This window comes from Amycolatopsis sp. NBC_01307, from assembly GCF_035975215.1.
GTDB lineage: Bacteria > Actinomycetota > Actinomycetes > Mycobacteriales > Pseudonocardiaceae > Amycolatopsis.
In genome coordinates this window covers 11,052,666-11,059,676 of sequence record NZ_CP108403.1, presented here as the reverse complement: position 1 = coordinate 11,059,676, position 7,011 = coordinate 11,052,666, and the positions used below count along the sequence as shown (strand labels likewise).

Genomic DNA, 7,011 nt, shown 5'->3' with positions numbered 1-7,011 from the left:
CCCCGAAACGGCCTCGCACAGGGGGGTCCCCTTTTTGCACACCAGGCCGCTGACCTGCGGTGATCTACTCCCGCGGCTGCCCGTGGGCGAAGACGACCGTGACGGCGACGAGCGCGGCCGTGAGCACCGCGGTGACGTGGATCGGCACCGGCGTGAACGACGCCGCGACGACGAGCACCGCGGTCACCGGGAAGCCGACCGCGATCGGCCGGCACTCGTTGGCCGGGCCGATGTGCAGCAGCCAGACGCTCAGCAGGAATATCGCGACCGGCACGGTCGTCGCCATCGCCGCGGCGATCGGGCCGACGTCGTGCAGCGTGTGGGTGTCGTAGCCGACCGCCACCTCGAGCCCGGCCCCGACCGCCGCCGCGGACGCGAAGATCAGGTAGTGGCCGTAACCCCAGCTCATCGTCGTGAACAGGGTCGGCCGGCGGACCAGCCGCGCGTGCCCCGGCTGGTCGAAGTACAGCCACCACATGGCGAACACCAGCACCAGGCCGGCCGCGGCGAGCGAGATGAGCCCGCCGACGTGCTCCGCCTCGGCGGCGCCCTCCTTGATCGCGGTGGTCGCGCCGAGGATCACCTCGCCGAGCACGATCAGCGTGAACAGGCCGTACCGCTCGGCGATGTGGTGCGGGTGCCACGTCGTGCCGAAGCGGCGCTCCGCCCACAGCGGGACGGCGAGCTCGAGCACGACGAGCACGAAGAACGCGATGACGGCCGGCGTTCCCGACAACCACAGCCGGGCGATCCACAGCACCTGGACGGCGGTGATCCCGACGGCGTAGCGCAGGGCGGCGGGCCGGCAGGGCGGGTCCGACCGCGCGGCGCGCAGCCACTGCGTCACCATCGACAGCCGCATCAGCACGTAGCCGGCGACCATCAGCCGGAAGTCGCCCTCGAAGGCGGTCTCCACCCCGGCCGCGACGGTCAGGCCGCCGGCGATCTGCACCAGCGTCGCCAGGCGGTACGGGACGTCGTCGGTGTCGAAGGCCGACGCGAACCAGCTGAAGTTCAGCCAGCCCCACCAGATCGCGAAGAAGACCAGGGCGAAGGAGAACACGCCGTGGCCGATGTGGCCCTCGGCGAAGGCGTGGTGCAACTGCGCGGCCGCCTGGCCGACGGCGACCACGAAACACAGGTCGAACAGCAGTTCCAACGGCGTCGCGACGCGGTGGCGCTCACTTCGGTCGCGCGCCAGCATCGGCCGGTGCCACAGGCGGATCCGGCTTCCGGGCCGCGGCGGCTGCTCGGTCATGGACCCTCCCGGGCTCGTGCCTGTCGGATCCGGTCATCCCAACATGATCACGAGCAGCGGGAAAGCGCGACACGGGCGAAAAGGACGGGCGGGCCCGGTTCCCCCTCACCCGGGCCCGCCCGCCGCCGTCACGCGCGCTGCGGCCGGCCGATGGGCAGCCCTTCCGCGAGTGCCGGACGGTCCCCCGCGGACGCCGACACTCACTGGACGGAAGGTGACCGAGTGTGTCCACTCCCTCGAACTCCGGACGCTTCGGTCGCTCGGACCGGTCACCCCATCCCCGGGTGGCCGATCGATTGCCACTGTCGGTAGCCGAAGCCGCGCAGTGAAGGCTCCATAAGATCTACCCGGTCGCTCTGCGTAGCACCAGTGCCTTTCCGTGCTCGTCACTCGTTTGGAGCATCGCAAATCTGCGGAAAGTAGTGTCCTAGCCCCGGTGGACGTCCGCGGCGGACGTCTCGGCCCCGCCGGCCGCCCGATCGTCCCCGGAAAGCTGCGCACGGTGTCTCCGCGCCCGCAGTTCGGCCACGGCGAGGCCCAGTGCGCCGCACGTCAGGACGGCCGCGCAGCAGAGGGCGACGGTGAGCGCCACCTGGTAGTCCCCCGCCGCGACGACGACCGCGCCGAAGACCGACGCCAGCACGGCCGTGCCGATCGCCGTGCCGATCCGCTGCCCGGTCTGCAGCGCGCCGCCGGCGACGCCGGCCAGCCGGACCGGGACGCACTCCAGCGTCAACGTCGTGTTCGGCGAGATCACCATGCCGCCGCCGACCCCGGCCAGCACCAGCGGCAACGCGAACGCCCAGCCCGCGGCCGCGGGCGGCACCAGCTGGGCCAGCAGCGCGACGATCAGCAGGCCGAGGGCGACCAGCGCCAGCCCGGTGACGGTGAGCCGGCGGCCGAAGCGCGGCACCAGCCGGCCGGCGACGGCCGCGGCCACCGCCGAGCCGAGCGCGAACGGCGTCACCGACAGCCCGGACTGCAGGGGTGTGTAGCCGAGGCCCTGCTGGAAGAACATCGCGAAGACCAGCCAGATCCCGGCGAACCCGCAGAAGTAGAGCGCGCCCACCGCGGCGCCGCTGGCGTACCCCGGGGTGCCGGTGAACAGCCGGGTGTCCAGCAGCGGCGAGCGGCCGCGCCGGACCAGCGAGTGCTCCCAGCGCACGAAGCCGGCGCCGAAGACGAGCGCGATGACGAACATCCACCACAGCCGCGCCGGACCTCCGTCGTCGGACTCCACCACTGGGAGCAGCACGCCGAGGACCGCGACGGCGAGCAGCAGGATCCCGACGAAGTCGATCTCCGACCGCAGCTTGAGCCCGCTCTTCTCGCTGCGGGGCAGCAGCCGCAGGGCCAGGGCGAACGCGAGCACGCCGATCGGGACGTTGACGTAGAACACCCAGCGCCAGCCGTCCGGGTCGCCGAAGACGGCGAGGATCACGCCGCCGAGGATCGGGCCGACCGCCGTCGAGATGCCGACGACCGCGCCGAACATGCCGAACGCGCGGCCGCGCTCGGGCCCGCGGAAGAGGTCCTGGATCAGGCCGGTGTTCTGTGGCGTGAGCATGCCCGCCGCCATGCCCTGGGCGAGCCGCGCGAGCACCAGCGTCGTCTCGTTCGGGGCCGCGCCGGCCAGCGCGCTGGTGGCGACGAACGCCGCGAGCGCGCCGAGGAACATCTTCCGGCGGCCGAACGCGTCGCCGAGGCGGCCGCCGGTGACCAGGACCAGGCCGAACGCCAGCGCGTACCCCGAGACGACCCAGCGGATCCCGCCGCTGCTCGCGCCCAGGTCGCGCTGGATCGACGGCAGCGCGACGTTGACGATGCTGACGTCGAGCAGGCCCATGAACCCGGCCGTCAGCGAGACGGCCAGCGCCTTCCAGCGCTTCGGGTCGGGTTCGTAGTCGTCCATCGAGGGGCTGTCCTCACCGGTGCTCACGGGGCGGGGATACCCACTCAGCAAACACGAAGGGCCGGATCCGCGCGCGGTGTGCGCGGATCCGGCCCGTTCGAAGCCGTGCTCAGGTCGACGCGGTGATCCCGCGGATGCCCTTCAGCTCGCCGATCAGCATCGAGCTGACCTTCACCGGGTAGTCGTGGAGCGCGAACACCGTCTGGTTCCGCCCGACCAGCTTGAGGTGGACCATCGTCTCGCCCTTGTGCGCGAGCAGCGTGGAGCGCAGCTCGCTCACCACCGACTGGTCGATCTTCTCCGCCGCGGCCAGCAGGACCAGCGGCGGCTCGTCGTCACCGTTGCCGGTGCCGACCTCGGACAGGTCCAGCGTCGCCAGGCCGCCGCCGAAGATCGACATCTTGTCTTCGCGCCAGTTGATCCGGCCCTTCACCAGCACCGCGTTGTCCTCGATCAGCTCGGAGGAGAACAAGGCGTACGACTTGGGGAAGAACAGCACCTCGAGCGAGGCGTCCATGTCCTCGACCGTGCAGATCGCCCAGGGCTCGCCCTTCTTGTTGACCCGCCGTTCGAGCGACGTGATCAGCCCGGAGATGACGAGCTCGCCCTCCCGGGGCGGGTCGGCCAGGATCCCGGCGATCGGCTTCGGGGCGTGCTTGCGCAGGATCCGCTCGGCGCCGTCGAGCGGGTGGGCCGAGACGTACAGGCCGAGCATCTCGCGCTCGTAGGCGAGCAGCTGCTTGCGCGGGTACTCCTCGTCGCCGAACTTCAGGTGCGCGAGCGGTGACGAAGAAACCGCTGCGGCGCTGTCATCCCCGTCTTCCCCGCCGAAGCCGAACAGGTCGAACTGGCCCATCGCCTCCTGGCGCTTGAGCGGGACGACGGCTTCGACCGCGTCTTCGTGGACCTGGATCATCGACAGCCGCGTGTGGCCGAGCGAATCGAATCCGCCCGCCTTGATCAGCGACTCGATGACCCGCTTGTTGCAGACCACGAGCTCGGACTTGTCGAGGAAGTCGGTGAAGGTGGAGTACTTCCCCTTCTCCGCGCGGGTCTTGATGATCGACTCGACGACGTTCGCGCCGACGTTGCGGACCGCGCCGAGGCCGAAGCGGATGTCCTCGCCGACGGCCGCGAACCGCAGGGCCGACTCGTTGACGTCCGGCGGCAGCACCTTGATGCCGAGGCGGCGGCACTCGGACAGGTAGACCGCCGACTTGTCCTTGTTGTCGCCGACCGACGTCAGCAGGGCCGCCATGTACTCGGCCCGGAAGTTCGCCTTGAGGTAGGCGGTCCAGTACGAGATCAGGCCGTACGCGGCCGCGTGGCTCTTGTTGAACGCGTACCCGGCGAACGGGAGGATCGTGTCCCAGAGCGCCTTGACGGCCTCGGCGGAGAACCCGCCGTCGAGCAGCGGGCTGGCCTTCATACCGGCCTCGAAGCCGTCGTACTCGAGGTCGAGGACTTCCTTCTTCTTCTTGCCCATCGCGCGGCGGAGCACGTCCGCGCGCCCCATCGTGTACCCGGCCACCTTCTGGCCGATGTGCATGATCTGCTCTTGGTACACGATCAGGCCGTAGGTGTCGGCCAGGATCTCCCGCAGCGGCTCGTCGAGCTCCGGGTGGATCGGCTTGACCTTCTGCCGGTTGTTCTTGCGGTCGGCGTAGTCGTTGTGCGCGTTCATGCCCATCGGGCCGGGGCGGTAGAGCGCGCCGACCGCGACGATGTCGTCGAACACCGTGGGCTCCATGCGGCGCAGCAGGTCGCGCATGGGCCCGCCGTCCAGCTGGAACACGCCGAGCGTGTCGCCGCGGGCGAGCAGCTTGTAGGTTTCCTTGTCCTCGACGCCCAGGGTGTCGAGGTCGATGTCGATCCCGCGGTTGGTCTTGATGTTGTCGATCGCGTCACCGATGACCGTCAGGTTCCGCAGGCCCAGGAAGTCCATCTTCAGCAGGCCGATGGCCTCGCACGACGGGTAGTCCCAGCCGGTGATGATCGAGCCGTCGTCACGCTGCCAGAGCGGGATCGCGTCGGTCAGCGGGTCGCACGACATGATGACCGCGCAGGCGTGCACGCCCGCGTTGCGGATCAGGCCTTCGAGGCCGCGGGCGGTGTCGAAGATCGTCTTGCACTCTTCGTCCGTCTCGACCAGCGCGCGGACCTCGGCGGCCTCGCCGAAGCGCTCGTGCTTGTTGTCGACGATGCCCGAGAGCGGGATGTCCTTCGCCATGATCGGCGGCGGCAGCGCCTTGGAGATCTTGTCCGCGATCGCGTAACCCGGCTGGCCGAAGTGGACCCGCGCCGAGTCCTTGATCGCGGCCTTGGTCTTAATGGTGCCGAAGGTGATGACCTGGGCGACCTTGTCGACGCCGTACTTGTCGGTCGCGTACCGGATCATCTCGCCGCGCCGGCGGTCGTCGAAGTCGATGTCGATGTCGGGCATCGAGACGCGCTCGGGGTTCAGGAACCGCTCGAACAGCAGCTTCTGCGGGATCGGGTCCAGGTTGGTGATACCGAGCACGTACGCGACCAGCGAACCGGCGGCCGAACCACGGCCGGGGCCGACGCGGATGCCGACGCGGCGGGCGTAGCTGATGAGGTCGGCGACGATCAGGAAGTAGGCCGGGAAGCCCTTCCCGATGATGACGTCGAGCTCCTTCTCGATCCGCTCGTCGTAACCCTCGGGCGGACCGGCCGGGAACCGCCAGGCCAGGCCCTTCGCGACCTCTTCGCGCAGCCAGCCGCCCTGGTCGTAGCCCTCCGGGACCTCGAAGAACGGCAGCCGGTCCTTGTGCGAGTAGACGTCTTCGTAGGACTCGACGCGCTCGGCGATCAGCAGCGTGTTGTCCGACGCGCCGGGGACTTCCTTGTCCCAGTACTCGCGCATCTCGGCGGCGGCCTTGAGGTAGTAGCCGTCACCGTCGAACTTGAACCGGGTCGGGTCGTTGAGGGTCTTGCCGGCCTGGACGCACAGCAGCGCCGAGTGCGTGTCGGCCTGGTCCTTGGTGACGTAGTGCGAGTCGTTCGTCGCGATCGGCTTGAGGTCGAGCAGCCGGCCGACCTCGAGCAGGCCCTCGCGGACCGACCGCTCGATCGGCAGGCCGTGGTCCATCAGCTCGAGGAAGAAGTTGCCGGCGCCGAAGATGTCCTTGTAGTCGGACGCGGCCTGGATCGCCGCTTCCTTCTGGCCCAGCCGCAGCCGGGTCTGCACCTCGCCCGACGGGCAGCCGGTGGTCGCGATGATCCCCGAGTGGTTCTCCGAGATCAGCTCGCGGTCCATCCGGGGCTTGCGGTAGTAGCCCTGCATGCTGGCCAGCGAGGACAGCTTGAACAGGTTCCGCAGGCCGGTGGCGTTCTGCGCGAGCATCGTCATGTGGGTGTACGCGCCGGCGCCCGAGACGTCGCCGCCCTCGCCCAGCTCGTCGGACCCGCGCTGGTTCTGCTGCCCCCAGAAGACCGGCTTCTTGTGGAAGCGGCTCTCAGGCGCGACGTAGGCCTCGATGCCGATGATCGGCTTGATGCCGTGCTTCTTGGACTGTTGGTAGAACTCGTCGCCGCCGTACATGTTGCCGTGGTCGGTCATGCCGACCGCGGGCATGCCGAGGCGCGCCGCCTCCGCGAAGAGGGGAGCGATCTTCGCCGCACCGTCGAGCATCGAGTACTCGGTGTGGACGTGCAGGTGGACGAAGGAATCGTTCGACACCAGCGAAAACCTCCCCTAGGTGAATGGGACCGGCGCGCCCGGATCCCTCACCCTAACCCGTGGCACCGACAGTCCTCGCACGCGCTCTTCGCGCTCGATTCTGCTCCTCGCCGGGACGGTTCCGGCGGTGCGACGCGC

3 protein-coding genes are annotated in these 7,011 nt (G+C 69.7%); all 3 read right to left on the bottom strand.

Going from position 1 to position 7,011, the window contains the following annotated elements; translation table 11 throughout:
- Positions 1–64: 64 nt before the first annotated feature.
- The 3 genes from OG439_RS49995 to dnaE all read right to left on the bottom strand — a co-directional run bounded on the left by OG439_RS49995 (position 65) and on the right by dnaE (position 6,873).
- The gene (locus OG439_RS49995; RefSeq protein ID WP_326947293.1) at positions 65–1,258 is read right to left on the bottom strand and encodes a low temperature requirement protein A; all 1,194 of its coding nucleotides are present in this window, start codon (positions 1,256–1,258) and stop codon (positions 65–67) included.
- 427 nt (positions 1,259–1,685) lie between these two features.
- The gene (locus OG439_RS49990; RefSeq protein ID WP_326951822.1) at positions 1,686–3,170 is read right to left on the bottom strand and encodes an MFS transporter; all 1,485 of its coding nucleotides are present in this window, start codon (positions 3,168–3,170) and stop codon (positions 1,686–1,688) included.
- Positions 3,171–3,279: 109 nt separating this feature from the next.
- Positions 3,280–6,873 (bottom strand): DNA polymerase III subunit alpha, encoded by a 3,594-nt coding sequence (gene dnaE / locus OG439_RS49985; RefSeq protein ID WP_326947292.1) that lies wholly within the window; start codon positions 6,871–6,873, stop codon positions 3,280–3,282.
- Positions 6,874–7,011 lie beyond the last annotated feature (138 nt).